This is a genomic window from Pseudonocardia sp. NPDC049154 (assembly GCF_040648315.1).
Lineage (GTDB): Bacteria > Actinomycetota > Actinomycetes > Mycobacteriales > Pseudonocardiaceae > Pseudonocardia.
The window spans coordinates 1-23,215 of record NZ_JBEZDN010000081.1 but is presented as its reverse complement, the minus strand read 5'-3'; the positions used below and the strand labels follow the sequence as shown (position 1 = coordinate 23,215).

Below are 23,215 nucleotides of genomic sequence, written 5' to 3'. Positions count from 1 at the left end.
CGCACGGGCACCCGGGTTGCGCCGAGGGGGAGCACCCCCGGACGGACCACACGAGGAGGCACGCATGTCGGTGGACCTGGGCCGCTACGGGATCTGGCTGCGCCGCGACCAGCTCACGGGAGAGCTCGCCGCGGAGATCGAGGCGCTCGGCTACGGCGCGATCTGGATCGGCGGCTCCCCGCCCGCCGACCTGGCGCTGCCCGAGGAGCTGCTGGCGGCGACCACGCGGATCGCGATCGCGACCGGCATCGTCAACATCTGGCAGGCGCCGGCACCCGAGCTCGCGGAGTCGTACCACCGCATCGGGAAGACGTACCCCGGCCGCTTCCTGCTCGGCGTCGGGATCGGGCACCCCGAGGCCGTCCGGGAGTACCGCTCGCCGTACGACACGATCGTCGGCTACCTCGACGAGCTCGACGCCGCCGGTGTCCCGGTCGAGGGCCGCGCCCTGGCCGCGCTGGGCCCGAAGGTGCTGCGCCTGTCGGGGGAGCGCACCGCCGGGGCCGCCCCGTACCTGACCACGCCGAGGCACACCGCCGAGGCCCGCGAGATCCTCGGCGACGGCCCGCTGCTCGCCCCGGAGCACAAGGTCGTCCTGTCCACCGACCCGGAGTACGCCCGCACCGTCGGCCGGCCGAAGGTCCGCGACCCGTACCTGCGGCTGTCGAACTACCGCCGCAACCTGCTGCGCACCGGGTTCACCGAGGAGGACCTCGACACCGCGAGCGACCGCACGATCGACGCGCTCGTCCTGCACGGCGACGCCGCCGCCGTCGCCGCCGGGCTGAACGCGCACCTCGAGGCGGGCGCCGACCACGTCGCCGCCCAGATCCTCACCGCCTCCGGCACACCGGACGACGAGTACCGCGCCGCCCTGCGCGCGCTCGCCACGGAGCTCGGTCTGAGCCGAACCTGACGTGAGCGGGGCGATCACCGCGGTGGGAGACTTCGTCCCGTGCGCGGGCGGGCGTGGATCGGGGAGCTGCGCACCTGGGTGACGGGCGTGGACCCCGGGCTGGGCCGGCTGCGCCTGGCCGGGGTGGCGACGGCGGCCATGGTGCTCGCCGTCGCCCTCATGTCCGTCGTCCGCGCAGTCACCGGTCAGCCCGTCACCGTCGTCGTGTTCGCGGCGGTGCTGGCGATGGTCAGCAACCTGTCGGTGAACGAGCCGGAGCTCGGCCGGCGCCGCGTCACCACCGCGCTGATGGTGCTGCCCGCTGCTGTGGCGACCGTCCTCGGCACCCTGCTGGCCGAGCACCGGCTCGTCTCGGACACGGTGTTCGTGCTGGTCATGATGGTGGCGGTGTGGATCCGCCGGTACGGCCCGCGCGGGATGGCGCTCGGCATGGCGATGTTCATGCCCTACTTCTTCACCCAGTTCCTGCAGGCGAAGCCGGAGCAGCTGCCCACCCTGCTGGCGGCCGTGGGCGTCGGCTTCGGGTCGACGCTGCTGCTGCGGGGTTTCGTGTTCGCCGAGAAGCCGGAGAAGGTGCTCGACGACCTGCTCCGCGCGGTCCGGGCGCACGTGCACGCCCTCTGCCTGGCCGTGATCGACGTCCTCGAGGCGCCCGCGGACGACAAGAAGGACATCGACGCCGCGCTGCGGGACCTGCACCGCCGCCGCACCCGGCTGAACGACACGGTGCTGCTGGTCGTCGACCGGATCGAGCAGCTGCGCGACGAGCGGGAGGACCCCGACGAGGAGGCCGGCGAGGACGACCCCCGGCGCGCGCTGTCCCTCGCCGTCGCCGACCTGGAGCTGGCGGCCGAGCGGCTCGCGGTCTCGACCCGCCGGCTGGCCGACGACCCCGAGCGGCCGGGCGCGCTCGAGCCCGAGGTGCGGGAGGCGCTGCTCGACGGCGTGCGCGGGCTCGCCTCGGCCACCGCGACCGGGGCGCCGGAGGCGATGCGCGGGGCGGTCCTCGCCGGGGCGCGGCGCAGCGTCGAGGAGCTCGCCGAGGAACACAGCGGTGCGCGGCCCCGCGAGCAGCGGGTGGCGTTCGCGGTCATCCGGCTGGCCGACGCGCTGGAGGGCGGCGAGAGCGCCCTCCCCGCGCCGATCACGCTGGCCGAGCAGAGCGAGGAGCCCGCCGACGAGGAGGAGATCCCGGGCCGGCCCGTCGACCGGATCGCGCTGTCCACCCGGCAGGCCGTGCAGGTCGGGGTGGCGACCAGCCTCGCCATCGTGGCCGGTGAGCTGATCTCCCCGTCCCGCTGGTACTGGGCGGTGATCGCGGCGTTCGTCGTCTTCGCGGGCACGGCGAGCCGCGGGGACGTCCTCGCCCGCGGCTGGCAGCGGCTGATCGGGACCGTCGGCGGGGTCGTCGCGGGGATGCTGCTGGCCTTCGCCGTCGGCGGCCGGGCCGTACCGACGCTGATCCTGCTGGCCGCGTGCGTGTTCCTCGCGCTCTACCTGTTCCGGATCTCCGTCGGGCTGCTCGCCTTCTGGATCACCGCGGTGCTCGCCCTGCTCTACGGCCTGATCGGGCAGTTCTCGGTCGAGACGCTCGTGCTGCGGGTGATCGAGACGGCGGTCGGCGGCGCGCTCGGCGCCCTGGCCGCGCTCGTCATCCTGCCCAAGCACACCCGGGTCGCGTTCCGCGAGGCGCTCGACGACACCGTGCTCGCCCTCGACGAGGCCCTCGAGGCCACGGTCGACCGGCTGACCGGGCGCCCGCCCACCGGCCTGCCGGTCGAGCTCGCCCGTATCGCCGACGAGAAGCTCGGCACGCTGCGGCAGCGGGCGAAGCCGCTGGACAACCCGCTGCCGCGCCGCCACGGCCGGGGCAGCTACCAGCGCGCCCTGCGGGTACTGACGGCCGTGGACCACTACACCCGCGCGCTCGCGCGGCTGTCGGACCGGATCGTCGTCCCGGGGTGGGCGCCGACGCTCGACCCCGCCGTCGAGCGGATCCGGGCCAACATCGCCGGCCTCGGCGAGCTGCTGCGGCCCGGCGGGCCGGCCGGGACGGACGGGATCGTGTCGGCCGAGGACCTCGTCGACGAGGCCGAGGCGTGGGCCTCGCGCTGCGACGACCCCGGGCTGCGCCGGGACCTGCTCACGGCGGTCCGGCCGCTGCGGCGGATCGACCAGGTCGTCGTCGGGTTCGCGGGGGACCTGGCGGGCGGGCCCGCGCGGGCTCAGGAACCCGCGGAGTCGCGCGGGTAGGCCTGCGGGGCCGAGATCCCGCAGTGCGCGCAGCGCTCGAGCGGGATCCGCTCCAACGGCGGCCCGAGGGGCTCGGCCTGCGGTTCCGGCTCCACGCGCAGCCGGCTGCGGATCGTCAGCGCCGAGACGAGCCCACCCAGCACCAGCAGTGCCGCCCCGATCAGCAGCGCCGTGTGGAACCCCGCGTTGAAGGCCACGGGGTCGGAGTAGTCGGCGTTGCCGATGCCGGCCACCCCGGGGATCACGGCGACGGCGAGCAGCCCGGCGGCGCGGGCCACCGCGTTGTTCACCCCGGACGCGGCCCCCGCGTAACGGTCGGGCGCGGCGTCGAGCACGGTCGCGGTGAGCGGGGCGACGGTGAGCGTGAGGCCCGCGGCGAAGACCAGCACCGCGGGCAGCACGTCGAACAGCCAGGACGCCGCCGGCCCGATGCGCATCATGAGCAGCAGCCCGCAGGCGGCGAGGATCGGCCCGACGGTCATCGGGATCCGCGGCCCGATCCGCTCGGCGAGCGCCCCGGACCGCGACGAGAACAGCAGCATGACGACGGTGACGGGCAGCAGCCCGGCGCCCGCGAGGATCGGGGGGAACCCGGCCACGATCTGCAGCTGCAGCACCAGCAGCAGGAACACCGCCCCGAGGGCGGCGTACACGAGCAGGGTCACGACGTTGGCCGCCGTGAAGACCCGGTCCTCGAACAGCACCGGCGGCACGAGCGGGTGCCGGGAGCGTCGCTCCACCAGCACGAACACCAGCAGCGCCCCGATCCCGACGGCCAGCGCGGTCCACACCGCGGCCGACTGCACCCCGGCGCCCAGCTGGGTGAGCGACCAGGTCAGGCCCGCGAGCCCGGCCACCGCCAGCGCCGTGCCGGAGAGGTCCAGCCCGGGCGCCGCCGCCACGTCCCGGCTCTCCGGCACGTGGCGCAGCGCCACCGTCACGACGACGACCGCCAGCGGGAGGTTGAGCAGGAACACCGCGCGCCAGGTCCACTCCACGAGCCAGCCGCCGAGGAACGGCCCGACCGCGCCGGCGATGCCGCCGAGCCCGGACCACGCCCCCACGGCGGCCGCCCGGTCCTTGCCGTGGAACGACGCGGAGATGATCGCGAGGCTGCCCGGGGTGAGCAGCGCCCCGCCGACCCCCTGCAGCGCCCGCGCCGCCACCAGGGTCTCGATGTTCGGGGCGAGCCCGCAGGCCAGGGAGGCCAGCGCGAACCACACGACACCGATCACGAAGATCCGGCGCCGCCCGTAGCGGTCGCCGAGGGACCCGCCGAGCAGGATCAGCGAGGCCAGGCTGAGGGTGTAGGCGTTGACGGTCCACTGCAGCCCGGTGAAGCCCGCGTCGAGGTCCTCGCCGATGTGCGCGAGGGCCACGTTGACCACCGTGCCGTCGAGCATCGCGAGGCTGGAGCCGAGGACGGTCGTGAGCAGCACCCAGCGCCCGGCCCGAGTCCCCATCCGCAGCACGTGCTCCGCCATGGGCCGGACCCTAGCCCGGGGGACCGCACCCGCACCTCGTAATCTCGGCCGGTCGGTCGGCGGGCGAGGGAGAGTGTGGACGTGGCGGTCAACGTGACGGTCGGGGCGGACCGGGTCGGCGTGCTCGAGCTGGACCGGCCGGAGCGGCGCAACGCGCTCAACGTCGAGACCTGCGGGCGGATCGTGGCCGCCGCCGAGGAGCTGCGGGCGGCCGCGGTCCGGGCGGTCGTGGTCACCGGGACCGGCACCAGCTTCTGCTCCGGCGCCGACTTCGGCGAGGTCTACGGCGAGGGCTTCCGGGACGCGCTGCACGCCGCCCTCGGGGCCGTGCACTCCCTGCCGGTGCCCGTGGTCGCCGCCGTCAACGGTCCGGCGATCGGGGCCGGCACGCAGCTCGCCATCGCCTGCGACCTGCGCGTCGCCGCCGAGGGCGCGGTCTTCGCGCTGCCCACGGCGCGGCTCGGGCTGGCCGTCAACCCGTGGACGATCCGCCGGCTCGCGCAGGTCGCGGGCGGTGCCACGGCCCGCGCGCTCCTGCTCGCCTGCGACACCGTCGGCGCCGAGCTGGCCCTGAACCGCGGCCTCGTCGACCGCCTCGGCACCGTCGACGACGCCCGGGCCCTCGCCGCGGAGCTCGCCGGCCTCGCGCCCCTCACCCTGGCCTACAACAAGCTCGTGCTCGACCGCGTCGAGCTGGGTGAGGAGGACCCCCTCCTCACCGACGCCTTCGAGGGCTGCTGGCGCAGCGCGGACCTCGAGGAGGGCCGGACGGCGCGGTCGGAGAAGCGGGTGCCGGCGTACGAGGGCCGCTGACGCTGGGCCATCCGCCACCATCACTGGTCCGTTCGGTCTTGTTCGACCACTCCGGGTAGCCGAATCGGCCGGGTGGTCGTGAGGGTGATGTCTCCGTCTCACCCGAAGGTCTCGATGTCGACGGATCGTCACCTCGGCGCGGCCCCGGCCGTCACCCGCCCCGGCGCCCGGTCGTTGAGCAGGGAAGGACGTGCGGCAGGTGAGGTGAGGATGGTCCGGCAGGACGGACGGCGGGCAGCCGGGCGGGCGCGCCCCGCGGCGGTGAGCGGCGCCGTGGTGGCGGGGGTGGTCGCCCTCGTGGTCGGACTCGTCGGCTTCGGGCCCGCGGCGGCCCGGCCGGACGCCCGCCCGGCGGTGCCCTCGCTGGGTGGCCTGCTCGACCCGTCGCCCACGTCGGACGCCGAGGAGAGCGAGCCGGCCGAGGGCACGCACGAGGACGCGACCACGGCGCCGGACCCGGGATCGGGCACCGACGAGGCCGCGGACACCGCGAGCACCGGGGGCGCTGCGGACACCGGCACCGGTGCGCCGGCCCGGCTGGGCGCGGCGGCCCCGGCCGCGTCGTCGGGCTCGTCCGGCGCCCGCGGCGAGGCCCCCACGGCCTACCCGAACGGCGTCGCCGGCACCCCGTGCACGGCGACGGCCCGAGCCAGCGTCGACGTGGCCGGCCGCAAGGCGTGGCTGATGGACGGCGGCACGGTCGTCCGCGGTCCGGTGCAGGTGCAGACCGGCGACCAGGAGGACCCGACCCCGGTCGGCACCTTCTCGGTGCAGTGGAAGGCCGAGCAGTACACGAGCCGCGAGTACCTGGTGCAGATGCCGTACTCGGTGTTCTTCGCCCCCGGTGGCATCGCCTTCCACCAGGGCCGGCAGGACACGCCGTCGGCCGGCTGCGTGAAACTCCTCGAGGCCGACGCGAAGGCCTTCTTCACCCACCTCCAGGTCGGCGACGAGGTACAGGTCACGTGAAGGACACCCTAAGTGCTGGCGCCGGTCGGCTTCTACGTCGAGTAGAATCGATCCTGTGCCGAGCCTGGGTGAGTTGGAACGTGCGGTCATGGAGGTCCTCTGGGCCGCAGCCCACGAAGGACGGGGCGCGCTGACCGCCCGCGATGTGCAGGAGGCGCTCGCCGATCGCGAGCTCGCCACCACGACCGTGCTCACGGTGCTGGGCCGCCTCGAGCGCAAACAGCTCGTCGTCCGCACGCGGGACGGGCGGGCGCACCACTACCGCGCCACGGCGAGCCGCGAGGACCACGTCGCCGAGCTGATGAACGACGCGCTCGACGGCGCCCCGGACCGCGGGGCCGCCCTCGCCCGCTTCCTCGGCTCGATCCCGGACGAGGAGCGGCGCAAGTTGCGGGACCTGCTCGACTAGTCCCGCCCGGTCTCCCGGACAATGGGCCGATGGCGCTCGCGGCGCTCGGCCTCCTGGTGCTCGGTGTCCTCCTCGCCGAGCCGGTCAGCCGTGCCTTCGCCCGGGCGCGCTGGACCCGGCGCGACCCCGTGGGCGCGCTGCTCGTGTGGCAGGCGATCGGCCTGGCCGGCGGGCTCTCGCTCGTCGGGTCGGGGGTCGTCTACGGGCTGTCCCCCCTCGGCGACTCCCTCCCGACGGCCGTCGGCACGCTGTTCACGGAGTGGAACGAAGGCCACTGGCCGGACCGGCTCGACGCCGTCCACCTGATCGCGATGATCGTCGCGCTCGGCGTGGGCGCGCGGCTGGTGTGGGTGCTGGGCACGATGTACCTGCGCACCGTCCGCGCCCGCCGGCGGCACCGGGACCTGCTCGACGTGCTGGCCACGCCCTGGCCGGACTCGCCCGGTACTCGGGTGCTCGATCATCCCCAGCCCGTCGCCTACTGCCTGCCCGGGCGCAGCTCCCGGCTCGTGGTCTCGGCCGGGGTCCTGGAGGCCCTGTCGCCGGAGGAGGTGTGGGCGGTCCTCGCCCACGAGAAGTCGCACCTGCGGGAGCGGCACGACCTGGTGGTCCTGCCCTTCGTCGCCTGGGGCGCCACGGCCCCGTTCGTGCGCGGGATGGTCTGCGCCCAGGTCGCGGTGGCCGAGCTGATCGAGATGCGGGCGGACGACGTGGCGGCCTGCCGCTCCGAGCCGCACGAGCTCGTCGGGGCGCTCAAGACGGTCGGCGGCTCCGCCCCCGCCGCGGCGCTCAGCTCCTTCACCGACGCCCTCGACGCCCGCATCGAGCGCATCACCGCCCACCCCTGCCCACTGCCCTGGTACTCCCGCATGGCCGTCCGGCTCGGGGCACTCGCGTTGGTGGCGGTCCCGACGGTGCTGCTCCTCCTGTGAGTGCCGACTGCCCCTAGAGCAGCACTCGGCGCTCACGACCCCGTCTGACCTGCGCAGACGCTGAACTCTGCGCGACCGGTGGCCGGAAGCCCGGCCACAGGTCCTCGCGATGTCAGAGCGGCTTGATGTTGACGTTCCGGTGGAAGATGTTGCCCGGGTCGTACTGCGCCTTGATCCGGGCCAGTCGCTCCAGCTTCGCCTCGCCGTAGGACGCTCGCATGCGGTCCAGGTCGTCCACGGCCAACGCGTTGACGTAGGTCGCGTCGCCCATGCTCAGCGGCCGGATCGCCTCGAAGAACTCCCGCGCCCACGCCCGATCGGCGACGAACAGCTCGGGCGTGGCAGACGTGGCGATGATGAAGAACCCGTACCTGGCGCTGCGACCGCCGCCGAACGCCGTCTCCCTCTCTCCGAGCGCGCAGTACTCCTCGTCCAACCGGTACATCAGGACGAACGACAGCGGCGAGCTCTTGTGCGGCAACCTCTCCACGATGACCGAGATGGCGTCCTCGGTGAGGTTCTCGAGGTAGAGGCTCTTCTCGTAGTTGTACTGGCCCCACCCGGCAGCCTCGTCGAACAACTGCTGCAGCGCGGTGTACGGCATCGGGGTCACGAACTCGAAGAGAGGCGGAAGCTCCTCGCACACCTGGGCCACCAGCTCGGCGTGCTCCTCTTCGCCCCCGAACCCGGCGATCATCAACACGTAGCCGGGCTGCAGTCGGTACTGCTCGGGCACGAACTCCTCCGGAGGGGCATGCACTCCGCCGGGCATGATGTACAGGTCGCGCGGAAGGTTCCCGTTCAGCCGCTGAGCAAGCCGCAGCACCTCGGCGCCCTGCTCCAGGCCCCAGAACAGGAGCCCGAAGTGAATCGTCGGTCCGACCTCGTGCAGTCGGAACTCGAACCGGGTGACGACTCCGAAGTTGCCGCCCCCGCCGCGGAGCGCCCAGTACAGCTCGGAGTTCTCGTCCTCCGAGGCACGCACCACGTGACCGTCGGCGGTCACCACCTGAGCGGACAGCAGGTTGTCGCTGGTGAGCCCGCCCAGCCGGGTCAGCCAGCCCAGTCCTCCACCGAGCGCCAGGCCGCCGATGCCGGTGTGGCTCACGATGCCGGTCGGCAGAGCCAAGCCGTGTTCCTGGGTGGCGGAGTCGACATCGGCGAGCAACGCCCCTCCGCCGACCGTCGCCCGTCTGCGCGGGGCGTCGACGCTGACCTCGTCGAGCGGGCTCAGGTCGATCACCAGCCCGTCGTCGACGGACGACAGGCCCGGGAAGCTGTGCGCCCCGCCCCGGACGGCGATCTCCAGGCCCTGCTCTCGCGCGAACCTCACGGCGGCTGCCACGTCGGCGGCCGAGGCGCACCGCGCCACGACCGCGGGCCGCAGGTCGTGGTCGGCGTTCCAGATCTTGCGCACCTCGTCGTAGTCCGGCGAGGTCGGGTCGAACACCGGTCCGGTCATCGCCGACCTCAGCTCGCCCAGCTCCACACTCCGCGTCATCGAGACCCTCCCCGCCCGCGGCTCCAACCGGCGGCACCCCGCCGCGCCAGACGCCCGGCGCGACCCGATGTCCCGTCGGCCCACGACGCCCAGCCTCCCGCGCCGGCCCAGTGGGCTCCTCATGCCGCCGTCACGCAATACGCAGAACACGCACCCCTGAGACCGCTCCCGCAACGACGCTGGTCGGCTTCGCTCAGTGACAAGACCCGGTCCCCACCCGGTGAGATCGTCGTCAACCTGCGTTTGGGAACCACCGACGGCGTGTTCGTGCAGACCACGGACAGCGCGGGAGCGAGTGCGGCCCGCTCCTCCTGCTCGTGGCGGTGCCGTGACGCACGCCTGGAGAGTCCGTACGTACTCCTCCGTATTGCGTGGGCGACCGAGCGCGGCGAGCCTTGCCCTCTGCCGCCGCCGAGGGTCAGTCGGGTGGGTGCATGAACATGTCGTCGGACCCTGCCGTCCACAGCACGAGGGCTCGCGCGGCCCTCGACGATCCGGTGGCCCGTGAGCTGTTGTCGTCCAGGATCCCGGCCCGCCCGAGTACGCGAAGGCCGCCGAACGATATTTCGGCCCGGATCAAGGCGCGGCGTGGGTGAGCCGGTTCCCGCCCGAGGTCGAGATGTGGCGCATCGCGGTCGCACCCGAGCAGGTGCGCATCCTGGACTTCCGCACCCGCTTCCCGAGCGCGATGCCGATCTGATCCCGCCCCGATCCGCGCGACGGGACCCCTCCTGAACAGCGGAAACGCCGAAACGTTGCGCGGTAATCATGACGCGGGCGTAGCGTGGAGGACGTGCCGTTCACCGCACCTTCCGATCTTCCCCGCACCCTCGGCGCCCTCCGTGCCTCCGGGCACCAGCTCAAGGGCGTCAAGACCGAGATCCGCGACAACCTCCTCGCCGCCCTCCGCGAGGGCCGCGACCCCTGGCCGGGGATCGTCGGCTTCGAGTCCACCGTGCTCCCGCAGCTGGAGCGCGCCCTGATCGCCGGCCACGACGTCGTGCTGCTCGGCGAGCGCGGCCAGGGCAAGACCCGCCTGCTCCGGTCCATCGCCAACCTGCTCGACGAGTGGACCCCCGTCGTCGAGGGCTCCGAGCTCGGCGAGCACCCGTACGAGCCCATCGCGCCCGGGACCGTCCGGCGCGCGGCCGAGCTGGGCGACGACCTGCCCGTCGCCTGGGTGCACCGGTCCGAGCGGTACACCGAGAAGCTCGCCACCCCGGACACCGCCGTCGCCGACCTGATCGGCGACGTCGACCCCGTCAAGGTCGCCGAGGGCCGCTCGCTGGGCGACCCGGAGACGATCCACTTCGGCCTCGTGCCGCGGGCGCACCGCGGCGTCGTGGCGATCAACGAGCTGCCCGACCTCGCCGAGCGCATCCAGGTCGCGCTGCTCAACGTCATGGAGGAGCGGGACATCCAGGTCCGCGGCTACACGCTGCGCCTGCCGCTCGACGTGCTCCTCGTGGCGAGCGCGAACCCCGAGGACTACACGAACCGCGGCCGGATCATCACCCCGCTCAAGGACCGCTTCGGCGCGGAGGTGCGCACGCACTACCCGCTCGAGGTGTCCGACGAGGTCGACCTCGTGGTCCAGGAGGCCCACCTGGCCGCGGAGGTGCCGCGGCACCTGATCGAGGTCGTCGCCCGGTTCACCCGGCACCTGCGCGAGTCGAGCGCGGTCGACCAGGGCTCCGGCGTGTCCGCGCGGTTCGCCGTGGCGGCCGCCGAGACCGTCGCCGCCGCCGCCCTGCGCCGCGCGGCGCTGACCGGGGAGGCCCGCGCCTACGCCCGGCCCGTCGACCTCGAGGCCGTGCCCGTCGTGCTCCGCGGCAAGATCGAGTTCGAGTCCGGCGAGGAGGGCCGCGAGGAGGAGATCCTCGAGCACCTGCTGCGCCGGGCCACCGCCGACACCGCCCGGTTCGCGCTGCGCGGGGTCGACCTAGGCGAGCTGGCCGACGAGGTGGCCACCCGCCCGGTCCGCACCGGCGAGCGGGTGCCGGCGGCCGAGGTCGTCGCCAAGCTGCCGACGGTCGACTCACTGACCGAGGTCGCGAAGCGGCTCGGCGCCGAGGGCACCGAGGACCCCGGCCCGATGGCGAGCGCCGCGGAGCTGGCCCTGGAGTACCTGTTCCTCACCCGCAAGCTCGCCAAGGACGAGACCGACGACGGAGAGACGGTCGAATATGGCTGACCGGGCGGGCGGGAGGAGGCGCGCCAGGAGGCTGCGCTACGCGTACGGCCCGTACGCCGGCGGGCCGGACCCGCTCGCCCCGCCGTTCGACATCCGGTCGGCGATGGACCAGATCGGCCGGGACGTCATGGAGGGGTCCTCGCCGCGTCAGGCTCTGCAGGAGCTGCTCCGGAGGGGCCTCGACGGCCGACGCGGGCTCGACGACCTGACCCGCCAGGTCTGGCAGCGTCGCCGGGACCTGCAGCGCGACAACCGGCTCGACGGCACGCTGCAGGAGGTCCGCGAGCTGCTGCAGCGCGCCCTCGACGCCGAGCGGGAGTCGCTGGGCAACGAGGACTCCGACGACGCCCGGTTCCGCGAGATGCAGCTCGACGCGCTGCCCAACGACACCGGCGGCGCCGTCCGCGAGCTCAACGAGTACGACTGGCGGTCCGCCGAGGCCCGGCAGGCCTACGAGGACATCCGCGACCTGCTCGGCCGGGAGATGCTCGACCAGCGCTTCCAGGGCATGAAGCAGGCGATGGAGAACGCGACGCCCGAGGACGTCGAGCGGATCCACGAGATGATGTCGGATCTCAACGACCTGCTCGAGCACCACGCGGCCGGCCAGGACACCACGGACGAGTTCCGCGAGTTCATGCAGAAGCACGGGGACTTCTTCCCCGAGAACCCGCAGAACACGGACGAGCTGGCGGACCTGCTGGCGCAGCGGGCCGCGGCGGCGCAGCGGATGCTCAACTCGATGTCCGCCGAGCAGCGCGCGGAGCTGATGGAGCTGGCGCAGCAGGCCTTCGGCGACCCGCGGCTGGCCCAGCAGATGGCCCGGCTCGACGCCCAGCTGCAGGCCATGCGGCCGGGCGAGGACTGGGAGGGGTCCGGCCGGTTCCGCGGGGAGAACCCGATGGGCATGGGTGAGGCCACCCGCGCGCTCGAGGAGCTCGGGCAGCTCGACTCGCTGGCCGAACAGCTCTCGCAGAGCTACCCGGGCGCCCGGCTCGACGACATCGACCTCGACGCGCTCACCGAGATGCTGGGTGAGCAGGCCGGCGTCGACGCCCGCACGCTGGCCCAGCTGGAGCGCGAGCTGCAGCGGCAGGGCCTGTTCGAGCGGGCCGCCGACGGGTCGCTCCTGCTGTCCCCCAAGGCGCTGCGCCGGCTGGGGCAGTCGATCCTGCGGGACGTCGCCGAGCAGCTCTCCGGCCGCAGCGGGCAGCGGGACACCCGCCGGGCCGGTGCGGCGGGCGACACGACCGGGGCGACCCGGCCGTGGGCCTTCGGCGACACCGAGGCCTGGTCCGTGCCGCGGACGTTGCTCAACGCCCAGCTGCGGCGGGCCGGCGGCGACCCGCGGGCGCTCGACGTCAGTGACGTGGAGATCGTCGAGACCGAGCAGCGCACCCGGGCGGCCGTCGCGTTGTTGGTCGACACGAGTTGGTCGATGGTCGCCGAGGGCCGCTGGGTGCCGATGAAGCGCACGGCGCTGGCCCTGCACCAGCTCATCTCCACCCGGTTCCGCGGGGACGCACTGCAGCTCGTGACCTTCGGGCGGCACGCGCAGTCCGTCGAGCTGGGGGAGCTGGTGGGCCTGGAGGGCGCGTACGCGCAGGGCACCAACCTGCACCACGCCCTGCTGCTGGCCGGGCAGCACCTGCGCAAGAACTCGGACGCCACCCCGGTGGTGCTCGTGGTCACGGACGGCGAGCCGACGGCCCACCTGGAGCCCGACGGCGAGGCCTACTTCGACTACCCGCCCAGCCCCTTCACACTGCGGGCGACGATCGGGGAGCTCGACAAGCTGGCCTCGCTCCAGGCGGCGTTCACGTTCTTCGTGCTGGGCGACGACCCGCGCCTGGCGGTGTTCATGGACGACGTCGCCAAGCGGGTCGGCGGACGGGTGGTCAACCCGACCCTCGACGGCCTCGGCGCCGAGGTGGTGGCCGACTACCTGAAGCGCCGCTCCTGACCCCTGTGAGTGGCAATAGTCGCTCTGGCGACTATTGCCACTCACGGTGTGCGGAGGGTGCCCGCGCTGTCCAGGATCGCCCCGGCCAGGGCCTCGGCCGGGGCGGTGAGGCTGCGACGGCCGGTCTGCAGGGTGAAGTCGAACTCGCCGAGGCGCGGCAGGCCGGAGACCGGTGCGAGGCCGCTGGGAAGCAGCGTCTCCGCATGCGCGACGACGCCGAGCCCGGCCAGCGCGGCCGCCCGCAGACCGGAGAGCGATCCGCTGGTGCAGGCCATGCGCCACGGCCGTCCGGCGGCCTCCAGCGCCGCGATCGCGGCGGCCCGGGACAGGCTGGGCGGCGGGTAGCTGACCAGGGGGATCGCGTCGTCGTCGGGCCGATAGCCGGGGGCGGCCACCCAGACGAACCGGTCGTGCCAGACCGGCGTGCCGCCCGTCCGGCCGGGGGAGCGCTTGGCGAACAGCAGGTCGAGCTCGCCGCGGTCGAGCTCGGCCTCCAGCGTCTCGCTGAGCCCGACCGTGAGCTCCAGGTCGACCTCGGGATGTCGACGTCGGAACCCGGCGAGAATCGTCGGCAGCCGGGTGAGCACGAGGTCCTCGGAGACCCCGAACCGCAGCCGGCCCCGCACCCGTGCGCCGCGGAAGTGCGCCAGGGCCCGCTCACCGGTGTCGAGGATCGTGGTGGCGAACTCGAGCATCGCCTCGCCGTCGGGCGTGAGGGCGACGGTGTGGGTGTCGCGGGCGAGCAGGGTGCGGCCCACCTCGGCCTCGAGCTTGCGGACGTGCTGGCTCACCGTCGACTGCCGGACGGCGAGCCGGTCCGCGGCGCGGGTGAAGCTCAACGTGCGCGCGACCGCGACGAACGAGCGCAGGAGCACCGGGTCCAGCATCCGGTCATCGTAGGACGTGATGACAGACAGAGCGGTGTGCGTGTTTCCGCATGAGCGCTCGTGTCCGAGGATGGACGGGTGCTGCAGCGGCTCAAGGGCCTCCGGGTCGACACCTTCCTCGTGCTGATCCTCCTCACGGTGGGGATCGCGGCGCTGCTGCCCGCCCGCGGAGCCGTCGCGACCGGCGTCGGGCACGCGACGACCGTGGCCATCGGCCTGCTGTTCTTCCTCTACGGCGCGCGCCTGTCCACCCGTGAGGCGATCGAGGGGCTCAAGCACTGGCGGCTGCACGGCACCGTCGTGCTGGCGACCTTCGTGCTCTTCCCGCTGCTCGGGCTGGCGATCCAGCTCGTCCCGTCCGCGGTGCTGCCCACCGAGCTGAAGCTGGGCGTGCTGTTCCTGTGCTGCCTGCCGTCGACGGTGCAGTCGTCGATCGCGTTCACCTCGGTGGCGCGCGGCAACGTGCCGGCGGCGATCTGCGCGGCCTCCCTGTCCAACCTGCTCGGCATCGTGATCACCCCGCTGCTCACCGGCCTGCTGCTGTCGGGGCTGTCGGCGGGGCAGGAAGGTATCTCCGGCGGCGCGATCGTCGACGTCGCCCTGCAGCTGCTCGCGCCGTTCGTGCTCGGCCAGCTCCTGCGCCGCTGGATCGGCGGCTGGGTCACCCGGAACAAGAAGTACCTGCAGGTCGTCGACCGCGGCTCGATCCTGCTGGTCGTCTACGCGGCGTTCAGCGAGGGCATGGTCGAGGGGATCTGGGGGCGGCTGTCCCCGGTGGCGCTGGGGGCACTCCTCGCGACGTGCGTGGTGCTGCTCGGCGTCGTCCTGGCGATCACCTGGTTCGCTCCGCGCCGGTTCCCGCACGCCGACCGGATCACGATCCTGTTCTGCGGGTCGAAGAAGAGCCTGGCCAGCGGGCTGCCGATGGCGGGCGTGCTGTTCGCGGGCCCGCAGGTCGGCCTGCTCGTGCTGCCGCTGATGCTGTTCCACCAGATCCAGCTGATGGCCTGCGCCGCGATCGCCGGCCGGCTGGCCCGCCGCGCGGCGGAGCCGGCCGCCGCGCCCGTCCCCGCCTGATCTCGCGAGTCGCCATCCCGGGGGAGCGGGAATGTGTGGTTCGGTGACGCGAGAGTGCCGGCTCGCGGGGGAGGGGAGCGGCATGTGGACCTGTGAGCGCTGCGGGGCGACGGTCGAGCCCGGCGATCCCGACCGCCTGACCTGGAGCGTCGAGCGGGATCGCGACGGACGGGAGAGTGCGCTCTGCCCGGCCTGCGCCCGCGCGCACGTCCGGGACATCGAGGCGCGGCTGCCGCGGGACTGGTGGTGACGGCCGTCAGCCGGTGCGCGCCGCGAGCCGGGTCACCGTCGCCTCGTCCGGGGCCGCCCGGCGCATCCGCGGGTCGAGCGCGAGGCCCACGGCGAGCACCGTCCAGAGCGCGCCGGTGAGCAGGTCCATCCGGGCGGCGTCGGCGCCGGTGAGGCCGAGCACGGCGTAGCCGACGGTCCCCTGCAGGACGTGGAAGACGAGGGTGAGCAGCACGCTGCCGCGCGCCCGGTCGAACAGCCACACATACACGACCGTGATCACGACGGTCACCGGCAGGCCGACCGGGGCCAGCTGCCCGGTGACGACCAGGGGCAGGTGCCACAGCGCCACGATCGGCCCGAGGACCAGCGCGGCCGTGAGCGGCGTCCGCGTGACCTGCAGCCACGGCAGGGCGTAGCCGCGGAACCCGGGCTCCTCGCCCATCGGCCCGTCGAGCGGGTTGACGAGCCGGACGGCGGCCACGAGCGCCAGGTCACCCCAGGCGATCCGGGCGAGGTCGGGCGCGGGTGCACCCCAGACGGCGATGTTCAGCGCCACGGCCACCGCGAGGACGAGCAGCGGGACGACGATCGCGAAGGCCCAGGGCCCGGCGCCGACCCGCCACCGGACGAGCCGCGCGCCCAGGTCCCGGTAGCCCGCGCGGCCGTCGGCGATCCCGGCCACGATCAGCGCCGCGAGCAGCGGGCCGCAGCTCCAGTGCGCCACCGGGGCGAGGCCGACCGCCTGCAACGGCCAGGCCCACCACGAGAGTACGAAGGTGAGCAGGAAGAACGCGACGAGGCGATGCCGGCGCACCAGGGCGGTCATGAGCCCCACGGTCCGCCCGTCCGGTCCGGGCCGGCATCGCCCTACGCGGGCGGTGCCACGGGCGCCCCGCGCCGGTAGACCTCGCGCACCTCCAGTTCGGGCGACAGCACGACGACGTCCGCCCGGCAGCCCGGTTCCAGCACGCCGACCGGGAGCCCGAGGGTCGCCGCGGGCGTCGACGCCGTCATCGCCACGGCCCTGACCAGGCCCGACGCCCGGTCGGGCGCGTTCTCGACGATGCACCGGAACAGGGCGTCGCCGGTGGCCGTGCTGCCCGCGATCGAGCCGCGCCCGGCCAGCCGGGCGACCCCGCCGTCGACCCGGACGTCGAGCTCGCCGAGCCGGTAGCGGCCGTCGGGCATGCCCGCGGCGACCATCGCGTCGCTCACCGCCGCCACCCGCGACGGGCCGGCCGAGGCCAGCACCAGGTCCCACAGCGCGGGGTGCACGTGCAGCCCGTCGGTGACCAGCTCGACCGTCACCCGCGGGTCGCCGAGCAGGGCGGCGGCGGGCCCGGGCTCGCGGTGGTGCAGCGGGGCCATCGCGTTGAACAGGTGCGTGCCGACCCGCGCCCCGGCCTCGATCGCGGCCCGGACCAGCGCGTACCCGGCGTCGGTGTGGCCGACGGCGGCGAGGGCGCCCGAGCCCGCCACCCGCCGCACGGCGTCGAGCCCACCCTCCCGCTCGGGCGCCAGCGTGACCATCCGGACCACGCCGGTGCCCAGCAGGGCGTCGAGCTCGGCGGGATCGGGGTCGCGCAGCAGGGCCGGGTCGTGGGCACCGCACCGGCCCTCGGCGAGCCACGGCCCCTCGAGGTGCACGCCGGCGATCTCGCCCTCCTGCACCAGCCCGGCGAGGGCCGCCACCGCCCGGCGCAGCACCTCCGGCGTGGCCGTGACCAGCGACGCGAGCGTGGTGGTGGTGCCGTGGGCGCGGTGGAAGGCCACCGCGCGGGCGGCCTCCTCCGGGTCCCCGGTCGTGTAGGCGGCCCCGCCGCCACCGTGGACGTGCAGGTCCACGAACCCCGGCACGACGACGGCGGCGCCCAGCTCGCGGTCCGCGGGCCGCGGCGGGCGGCCGATCCCCGTCGCCACGATCCGCTCGCCCGCGATGCCGATCCACCCGGGCCCGCACGATCCGGGCAGGACGACGGTGTCGGCGGCGAGGACGGCGACATCGCTGCTCACCAAGGGTCGTGCGTGGCAAGTGCTGCTAGAGCGGCAGTTGCCGCTCACGGGGTCGGGGGTCACAGGGTCTCCGTCACCTTCCGCAGGCCCCTGGGTGCGTCGGGGTCGCCGCCGCGGTCGACGGCGACGTGCCGGGCCAGCAGTTGGAAGGGCAGGATCTCCAGCAGCGGGGCGAGGGCGTCGGAGGTCTCCGGGAGCCGGATCCCTGCGGCCGCGCTCCCGACCGTCAGGACGTCGGCGCGGCGCTCGGCGAGGGCGTCGAGCACCGGGCGGAAGGCCTCGCCGCCCCGGCCCGCGGACACCACGGTCAGCACCGGGACCCGCGGCTCCACCAGCGCGAGCGGGCCGTGCAGCAGGTCCGCGCCGGAGAAGGCCTGCGCCGAGACGTAGGCGGTCTCCATCAGCTTCAGCGCCGCCTCGCGGGCGGTCGGGTACGAGTAGCCGCGCCCGGTCGTGATCATGCGCTCGGCGAAGCGGTACCGGGTCGCCAGCGCGGCGATCTCCGCGTCCCGATCCAGCACGCCCGCCCCCAGGTCCGGCAGCGGCGCGGCCGACGAGGGCGCACCGCCGAGCAGCAGGTACAGCGCCAGGAGCTGGGCGGTGTACGACTTGGTGGCGGCCACCGCGCGCTCCGCACCGGCGAGGACGTCGACGTGCGCGTCGGCGGTCGTGGCCAGCGCGGACCCGGCGTTGTTGGTCACCGAGACCGTGAGCGCGCCGCCGGCCTTCGCGACCTCCAGCGTGCGCAGCAGGTCCGGCGAGCCGCCGGACTGGCTGACCGCGATCATCAGCACGTCGCGCAGGTCCGGCCGGGCGCCGTAGGCGGTGAAGGTCGACGGCGAGACCAGGCCGGCGGGCAGCCCGAGCGTGATCTCCACCAGGTACTTCGCGTAGAGCGCGGCGTGGTCGCTGGTGCCGCGGGCGACCAGCAGCACGAACCGCGGGGACCGGCGCCGCACGAGCGCGGCGGCGGCGTCGACCCCGGAGGCACCGGACGGGCCGGACTCGGCCAGCAGCCGTCGCCACACCGCGGGCTGTTCGGCGGTCTCCGAGGCCATCAGCGCACCGGGGCCGCCCAGGGTCGTGGTCACGGGGTCTCCTCCAGGACGGGAACGGCGCCGGCCGGGGTGTCCGGGGCGCTCATCAGGGCGCGCGCGAGGTGCAGCGCGCCGAGGACGGGATCGGTGCGCAGGACCTGCAGGTCCACGCCGGGCAGGCGGTCGAGGAGCAGGCGCTGCAGCACCGGGCGGTGCACGGCGAACCCGCCTCCCAGCACGACCGGGCCGGGCAGGTCGAGCCGGTCGAGCACGCAGCGCGCCAGGTCGGCGAGGGCGTCGGCGGCGCGGCCGAGGATGGCGGAGGCCGCCGGGTCCCCCGGCGCGAGCCCGGCGACCGCGTCGGCCCGTGCGGCCCAGTAGCGGCGGTCGGGCCGCCCGTAGACGTGGTCGAGCAGCTGGTCGCAGCGCTCCAGCCCGCAGCCGGTGAGCAGGGCCGCGGTCACGGCGTCGTGCGGCAGGCCCCGGTCGTGCCGGGCGAGCGCGTGCCGCACGGCCTCGCGGGCCACCCACCAGCCGCTGCCCTCGTCGCCGAGCAGGTAGCCCCATCCGCCGGCGCGGAAGTGCCCGCCGTCGGGGCGGCGGCCCCACGCGACCGAGCCGGTGCCGGAGATCAGCACGACGCCCGCGTCGAGCCCGGCGGCCGCCAGCATGAGCTGGGTGTCGTGGATGACCAGCACCCGGGCGTGCGGGACGCGCGCGGCCAGCAGGGCGGTCAACCGGGCGACGGTGGCGGGGGAGTCCGCGCCCGCCGCCCCGGCGCACACCGCCTCGACGCCGGTGAGGTCGCCGAGCCCGGCGAACGCCGCGTCGAGCCGGCGCCCGGCCTCGTCGTCGCCGACGGAGGCGAGGTTGGCCGAGCCGGTCTCCGAGGACCGGCGGCGCCCGTCCGTGCAGCGCAGCGCCCGCGTCGTCGAGCCGCCGATGTCCAGCGCGAGGAGGTCGCTCACCGCGCGGTCTCCCGCTCCGTGTGGTTCGGGGCGGCCGGCCAGCGGCCGTCGTTCTCCCAGTACAGGCGGATCTCCTCCAGCTCCCGGCCGCGCGTCTCCGGCGCGTACCGGTGCACGAACACCATGGCCAGCAGGGCGAGTACCCCGAACACCACGAACGTCCCGACGCCGCCGAGCCCGTCGAGCAGGGTGAGGAACACGGCCGCGACCACGGCGTTGGCCACCAGGTCGGCGGTCAGCATCGTGCTGGCACCGAGCGAGCGCAGCCGGGCCGGGAAGGCCTCGCCGGCGTAGACCCACACCAGCGAGCCGAAGCCGAACGTGAAGCCCACGGTGAACAGCACCAGCCCGACGAACCCGAGCACCGTGCCGCCGCCGGTGGCGAACACCGCGATGAGCAGCACGTTCGCCAGGACCATGATCCCGATCCCGCCGAGCAGCACGGGCCTGCGGCCCATCCGGTCCACCGTCACCAGCGACCCGACGACGGCGACCAGGCCGGCCACCTGCACCAGCGCGGGCAGGCCGAGCAGCGCCGCGTCGCCGGTGAAGCCCATGGCCTCGAAGATCCGCGGCGAGTAGTAGACGATCGCGTTGATACCGGTGATCTGGATGAAGAAGCCCAGCCCGACGACGAACAGCGTGGCGCGCAGGTAGGGCTTGCGCAGCATCTCGCGCCACACGCCCCGACGCGCGGTGGTGCCCGTCTCGGCCGTGATCTCGGCGAGGGCGGCGTCGGTGTCGGCACTCGGGTCGAGCCGCTCGAGCACGGCACGGGCCTCGGCGGTCCGGCCCCGCAGGGCGTACCAGCGCGCGGTGTCCGGAAGCCGCACGATCATCAGCGTGACCAGCGCGGCGGGCACGGCCGCGAGGCCGAGCATCCAGCGCCAGCTCCCGGTGCCGGCCAGCGCCCAGGCCACCAGGTAGCCGGCGATGATCCCGACGACCGTGGCCACCTGGTAGAGCACGAGCAGCCCGCCGCGCACCCGGGCGGGCGAGGACTCGGCCACGAACACCGGCGCGACCACGATCGACACCCCGATCGTCAGGCCCAGCAGCACCCGCGAGACGAGCAGCATCGGCACGCTCACCGACAGCGCCGAGAGCAGCGAGAACAGGCCAAAGGTCGCGGCGACGCCGATCATGGCGGACTTGCGGCCGACGCGGTTGGCGAGCGCGCCGCCGCCCAGCGCGCCGACGATCTGGCCCACGACGACGGCCGTGGTCACCAGCTCCTGCTGGCGCGTGCTCAGCCCGAACTCGTCGGTCATGAACAGCAGCGCGCCGGCGATGTTCGACTGGTCGTAGCCGTAGATGACGCCGACGGTCGCGGCGGAGGCGGCGACGAGGAGTCCCAGCCTCGACGAGCCGCGCAGTTCCCCGATGAATCCCACGGTCGTGATAGCCCCTCTGATTGGTCTATACCAAAGCGATGGCTGGTAGGTTGGCATAGACCAATTCGAGCGTCAAGGGGGTCGGCGTGCGGGTGCCGCGGTACTGGACGGTCAAGCAGGCCCTGCTGGGCCTCGTCGACGCCGGCACGCCGGGCACCGCGCTGCCGACGGAGCGGGAGCTCGCGGAGCGGTTCGCCACGTCCCGGACCACCGTGCGGCAGGCCATCGCGGAGCTGGTCACCGAGGGGCGGCTGGACCGCACGCAGGGGAGCGGCACCTACATCGCCGAGCCGCTGCTCGTCGAGGTCCAGCAGCTCACGTCGTTCACCGACGACCTGGGGCCCGAGCGCGTGGCCAACCGGATCCTCGACGTCCGCACCGAGCCGGCCGACGCCGAGACCGCGGGCAGGCTGGGCCTCGCGGCCGGGGACCCGGTGCAGGTCGTCGAACGGGTCCGGCTCGTCGACGGCGTGCCGCTCGCCCTGGAGACCGCCCGGCTCGCCGGTGACCTGCCCGGGCTCGCGGCCGAGCTGGAGGCCCGCGGCTCGCTCTACGCCACGTTGCGGGAGGCCTACGGCCGTGGGGTCGACCGGGTCCAGGACGCCGTGCAGAGCCGGCTGGCCGATCCGCGCGAGGCCGAGCTGCTCGCGGTCGAGACGGGGCACCCGCTGCTGCTCGTCCGGCGGCTGAGCCACACGGCCGACGACCGGCCCGTCGAGTGGACGCGGTCGGTGTACCGCGGGGACCGGTTCACCTTCGTCGCGCGGGCCCGGACGGTGTGACCGTGACGGGCGACGGCCCGGAACACCCCTCGTGAGCATTTAGTGTGGACGTCATGCAGACCTGGGCTCCCGTCGACCTCCCCGCGCTCGAGGGGAGCGGACCGCCGCTCCGCCTGTACGACACCTCGACCGCGCGGGTCCGGCCGACCGCGCCCGGCGCCACCGCCACCATGTACGTCTGCGGGATCACTCCGTACGACGCCACGCACCTCGGACACGCCGCCACCTACCTGGCGTTCGACCTCGTCAACCGGCTGTGGCGGGACCTCGGGCACGAGGTGCACTACGTCCAGAACGTGACCGACATCGACGAGCCGCTGCTCGAGCGCGCCGAGCGGGACCAGGACGACTGGGTGGTCCTCGGCATGCGCGAGACGGCGCTGTTCCGCGAGGACATGGAGGCCCTGCGGGTGATCCCGCCGCGGGACTACATCGGCGCGGTCGAGGCGATCCCGGAGATCGCCGAGCTGGTGGAGAAGCTGCTGGCGGGCGGCGCGGCCTACCGCATCGACGACCCCGAGTACCCGGACGTCTACTTCGACTCCGCCGCCACGGGGCACTTCGGCTACGAGTCGACCTACGACGAGGAGACGATGGTCCGGCTGTCGCGCGAGCGCGGCGGCGACCCGGACCGGCCCGGCAAGCGCAACCCGGTCGACGCCCTGCTCTGGCGGATGGAGCGCCCCGGCGAGCCGGCATGGGACTCCGACCTGGGCCGCGGCCGCCCGGGCTGGCACGTGGAGTGCGCGGCGATCGCGCTCAACCGGCTCGGCACCCAGATCGACCTCAACGGCGGCGGCTCGGACCTGATCTTCCCGCACCACGAGTGCGGGGCGGCGCACGCCGAGGCGCTGACCGGGGACCACCCGTTCGCCCGGCACTACGTGCACAGCGGCATGATCGGGCTCGACGGCGAGAAGATGTCGAAGTCCCGCGGCAACCTGGTGTTCGTGTCGAAGCTGCGGTCGAAGGGCGTCGACCCCAACGCGGTCCGCGCGGCGCTGATCTCCGGGCACTACCGCGAGGACCGGCCCTGGACGGACCAGCTGCTGGCCGAGGCCGAGGCCCGGCTCGCGCGGTGGCGGGAGGCCGTCTCGCTCGAGGCCGCCCCCGATGCGACCGGGCTGGTCGCGAGCCTGCGCGAGCACCTCGCGGACGACCTGGACACCCCGCGGGCCCTCGCCGCCGTCGACGCCTGGGCGGCCGAGGCGCTGGAGCGGCGCGGCACCGACCCCTCCGCTCCCGCCCTCGCCCGCACCGCGATCGACGCCCTGCTCGGCATCGCACTCTGACGCTGTGAGTGGGGGTGTTGGGGTTGTGGGGGATGGGGCCACACCCAGTTATGAAGAGCAAAACAAGGGTGAACAGGGACCACAAAAGCGATTAGGGTGT

The 23,215-nt window shown here is 74.3% G+C and carries 20 protein-coding genes; 12 read left to right on the top strand and 8 right to left on the bottom strand.

The annotated features are described in order from the left end of the window. The first annotated feature begins 64 nt into the window (after positions 1-64). Positions 65-916 (top strand): LLM class F420-dependent oxidoreductase, encoded by an 852-nt coding sequence (locus AB0B41_RS29415; RefSeq protein WP_358209023.1) that lies wholly within the window; start codon positions 65-67, stop codon positions 914-916. 39 nt (positions 917-955) lie between these two features. Further along, complete coding sequence (locus AB0B41_RS29410) at positions 956-3,169, top strand: FUSC family protein (protein ID WP_358209021.1); 2,214 nt, start codon at positions 956-958, stop codon at positions 3,167-3,169. Here AB0B41_RS29410 and AB0B41_RS29405 read toward each other — a convergent pair. Then, on the bottom strand, positions 3,142-4,653 hold the full coding sequence (locus AB0B41_RS29405) for an MFS transporter (RefSeq protein WP_358209019.1): 1,512 nt from the start codon (positions 4,651-4,653) through the stop codon (positions 3,142-3,144). The two genes, AB0B41_RS29410 and AB0B41_RS29405, sit on opposite strands and share 28 nt — an antisense overlap. Positions 4,654-4,734: 81 nt before the next feature. On the opposite strand from AB0B41_RS29405, the gene AB0B41_RS29400 reads away from it, so the two are divergent. The 4 genes from AB0B41_RS29400 (at position 4,735) to AB0B41_RS29385 (ending at position 7,776) form a co-directional block, all read left to right on the top strand. Continuing rightward, on the top strand, positions 4,735-5,466 hold the full coding sequence (locus tag AB0B41_RS29400) for an enoyl-CoA hydratase (RefSeq protein WP_358209017.1): 732 nt from the start codon (positions 4,735-4,737) through the stop codon (positions 5,464-5,466). A gap of 210 nt (positions 5,467-5,676) precedes the next feature. Next, positions 5,677-6,435: a L,D-transpeptidase gene (locus AB0B41_RS29395; protein WP_358209015.1), complete on the top strand. Its 759-nt coding sequence runs from the start codon at positions 5,677-5,679 to the stop codon at positions 6,433-6,435. 55 nt (positions 6,436-6,490) lie between these two features. Next, a complete protein-coding gene (locus tag AB0B41_RS29390) occupies positions 6,491-6,844 on the top strand; it encodes a BlaI/MecI/CopY family transcriptional regulator (RefSeq protein WP_037038825.1) in 354 nt (117 codons plus the stop codon). Between the two features lie 29 nt (positions 6,845-6,873). Then, positions 6,874-7,776, top strand: coding sequence for a M56 family metallopeptidase (locus AB0B41_RS29385; RefSeq protein WP_358209013.1), 903 nt, complete (start codon positions 6,874-6,876; stop codon positions 7,774-7,776). A gap of 112 nt (positions 7,777-7,888) precedes the next feature. Here AB0B41_RS29385 and AB0B41_RS29380 read toward each other — a convergent pair whose 3' ends face one another. Further along, on the bottom strand, positions 7,889-9,277 hold the full coding sequence (locus AB0B41_RS29380; RefSeq protein WP_358209011.1) for an FAD-binding oxidoreductase: 1,389 nt from the start codon (positions 9,275-9,277) through the stop codon (positions 7,889-7,891). 793 nt (positions 9,278-10,070) lie between these two features. On the opposite strand from AB0B41_RS29380, the gene AB0B41_RS29375 reads away from it, so the two are divergent. Continuing rightward, positions 10,071-11,471: an ATP-binding protein gene (locus AB0B41_RS29375; protein ID WP_358209009.1), complete on the top strand. Its 1,401-nt coding sequence runs from the start codon at positions 10,071-10,073 to the stop codon at positions 11,469-11,471. Then, positions 11,464-13,434, top strand: coding sequence for a VWA domain-containing protein (locus AB0B41_RS29370; protein ID WP_358209007.1), 1,971 nt, complete (start codon positions 11,464-11,466; stop codon positions 13,432-13,434). The genes AB0B41_RS29375 and AB0B41_RS29370 overlap by 8 nt, the downstream gene beginning before the upstream one ends. A gap of 41 nt (positions 13,435-13,475) precedes the next feature. Here the strand turns inward: AB0B41_RS29370 and AB0B41_RS29365 are convergent, their stop codons facing one another. Further along, complete coding sequence (locus AB0B41_RS29365) at positions 13,476-14,321, bottom strand: LysR family transcriptional regulator (protein WP_358209005.1); 846 nt, start codon at positions 14,319-14,321, stop codon at positions 13,476-13,478. 60 nt (positions 14,322-14,381) lie between these two features. On the opposite strand from AB0B41_RS29365, the gene AB0B41_RS29360 reads away from it, so the two are divergent. Continuing rightward, positions 14,382-15,398, top strand: coding sequence for a bile acid:sodium symporter family protein (locus tag AB0B41_RS29360; RefSeq protein WP_358209003.1), 1,017 nt, complete (start codon positions 14,382-14,384; stop codon positions 15,396-15,398). An 82-nt stretch (positions 15,399-15,480) separates the two neighbouring features. Next, positions 15,481-15,648 carry a hypothetical protein gene (locus AB0B41_RS29355; protein ID WP_358209001.1) on the top strand — a complete coding sequence of 56 codons (168 nt, stop codon included), beginning with the start codon at positions 15,481-15,483 and terminating at the stop codon, positions 15,646-15,648. A 6-nt stretch (positions 15,649-15,654) separates the two neighbouring features. Here the strand turns inward: AB0B41_RS29355 and AB0B41_RS29350 are convergent, their stop codons facing one another. Genes AB0B41_RS29350 through AB0B41_RS29330 form a run of 5 tightly spaced genes read right to left on the bottom strand, consistent with a single transcriptional unit; the run spans position 15,655 to position 21,041 of the window. Further along, positions 15,655-16,455 carry a CPBP family glutamic-type intramembrane protease gene (locus AB0B41_RS29350; protein ID WP_358208999.1) on the bottom strand — a complete coding sequence of 267 codons (801 nt, stop codon included), beginning with the start codon at positions 16,453-16,455 and terminating at the stop codon, positions 15,655-15,657. A gap of 41 nt (positions 16,456-16,496) precedes the next feature. After that, a complete protein-coding gene (locus tag AB0B41_RS29345; RefSeq protein WP_358208997.1) occupies positions 16,497-17,642 on the bottom strand; it encodes an N-acetylglucosamine-6-phosphate deacetylase in 1,146 nt (381 codons plus the stop codon). A 59-nt stretch (positions 17,643-17,701) separates the two neighbouring features. Continuing rightward, entirely contained in the window at positions 17,702-18,700 is a 999-nt protein-coding gene (locus tag AB0B41_RS29340) for an SIS domain-containing protein (RefSeq protein WP_358209041.1), read from the bottom strand. A 29-nt stretch (positions 18,701-18,729) separates the two neighbouring features. Then, positions 18,730-19,647: a BadF/BadG/BcrA/BcrD ATPase family protein gene (locus AB0B41_RS29335; RefSeq protein ID WP_358208995.1), complete on the bottom strand. Its 918-nt coding sequence runs from the start codon at positions 19,645-19,647 to the stop codon at positions 18,730-18,732. Continuing rightward, a complete protein-coding gene (locus AB0B41_RS29330) occupies positions 19,644-21,041 on the bottom strand; it encodes a sugar porter family MFS transporter (RefSeq protein WP_358208993.1) in 1,398 nt (465 codons plus the stop codon). The genes AB0B41_RS29335 and AB0B41_RS29330 overlap by 4 nt, the downstream gene beginning before the upstream one ends. An 86-nt stretch (positions 21,042-21,127) precedes the next feature. Between AB0B41_RS29330 and AB0B41_RS29325 the strand changes: the two genes are divergently transcribed. Beyond that, positions 21,128-21,823: a GntR family transcriptional regulator gene (locus AB0B41_RS29325; protein WP_358208991.1), complete on the top strand. Its 696-nt coding sequence runs from the start codon at positions 21,128-21,130 to the stop codon at positions 21,821-21,823. A gap of 53 nt (positions 21,824-21,876) precedes the next feature. Beyond that, on the top strand, positions 21,877-23,115 hold the full coding sequence (gene mshC, locus AB0B41_RS29320; RefSeq protein ID WP_358208989.1) for a cysteine--1-D-myo-inosityl 2-amino-2-deoxy-alpha-D-glucopyranoside ligase: 1,239 nt from the start codon (positions 21,877-21,879) through the stop codon (positions 23,113-23,115). Positions 23,116-23,215 lie beyond the last annotated feature (100 nt).

What these genes read in the sequence shown, in the direction of transcription:
- AB0B41_RS29365 (WP_358209005.1), bottom strand. Translation starts at nt 14,321, where the DNA reads ATGCTGGACCCGGTGCTCCTGCGCTCGTTCGTCGCGGTCGCGCGCACG.
- mshC (WP_358208989.1), top strand. Translation starts at nt 21,877, where the DNA reads ATGCAGACCTGGGCTCCCGTCGACCTCCCCGCGCTCGAGGGGAGCGGA.
- AB0B41_RS29340 (WP_358209041.1), bottom strand. Translation starts at nt 18,700, where the DNA reads ATGGCCTCGGAGACCGCCGAACAGCCCGCGGTGTGGCGACGGCTGCTG.
- AB0B41_RS29370 (WP_358209007.1), top strand. Translation starts at nt 11,464, where the DNA reads ATGGCTGACCGGGCGGGCGGGAGGAGGCGCGCCAGGAGGCTGCGCTAC.
- AB0B41_RS29405 (WP_358209019.1), bottom strand. Translation starts at nt 4,653, where the DNA reads ATGGCGGAGCACGTGCTGCGGATGGGGACTCGGGCCGGGCGCTGGGTG.
- AB0B41_RS29350 (WP_358208999.1), bottom strand. Translation starts at nt 16,455, where the DNA reads ATGACCGCCCTGGTGCGCCGGCATCGCCTCGTCGCGTTCTTCCTGCTC.
- AB0B41_RS29415 (WP_358209023.1), top strand. Translation starts at nt 65, where the DNA reads ATGTCGGTGGACCTGGGCCGCTACGGGATCTGGCTGCGCCGCGACCAG.
- AB0B41_RS29395 (WP_358209015.1), top strand. Translation starts at nt 5,677, where the DNA reads ATGGTCCGGCAGGACGGACGGCGGGCAGCCGGGCGGGCGCGCCCCGCG.
- AB0B41_RS29380 (WP_358209011.1), bottom strand. Translation starts at nt 9,277, where the DNA reads ATGACGCGGAGTGTGGAGCTGGGCGAGCTGAGGTCGGCGATGACCGGA.
- AB0B41_RS29355 (WP_358209001.1), top strand. Translation starts at nt 15,481, where the DNA reads ATGTGGACCTGTGAGCGCTGCGGGGCGACGGTCGAGCCCGGCGATCCC.
- AB0B41_RS29385 (WP_358209013.1), top strand. Translation starts at nt 6,874, where the DNA reads ATGGCGCTCGCGGCGCTCGGCCTCCTGGTGCTCGGTGTCCTCCTCGCC.